The organism is Neisseria sp. HMSC066H01, assembly GCF_001837375.1.
GTDB lineage: Bacteria > Pseudomonadota > Gammaproteobacteria > Burkholderiales > Neisseriaceae > Neisseria.
On the sequence record NZ_KV832198.1, the window covers coordinates 657 to 894 of the forward strand.

The window sequence follows — 238 nt, forward strand, 5'->3', positions numbered from 1 at the left end:
GACGGTGTAAACGTCTTGGCCGTTGGCGCCAGTCGTTTTCACCACGTCTTTAATGTTGGTACCGGCGGCAACTTCGGTACGCGCTGCGGCGCTTTGCTGTTTCAGCTGGCTGTAGTTGACGGCGTCGGTATCATCGGTACCCGGGGCAACGTTGGTAATCTTGTTGCCGGCGGCATTGATGCCTGACTTGGTCACACTCGGACCGCCTGTGATGGTGAGGCCGTCTGAATTCAGTTTG

The 238-nt window shown here is 57.1% G+C and carries 1 protein-coding gene; it reads right to left on the reverse strand.

Annotated elements, in window-relative coordinates:
• Positions 1-238 (reverse strand): hypothetical protein (locus tag HMPREF2551_RS09565; protein WP_168167201.1); only part of this gene is annotated, 238 nt, incomplete at both ends.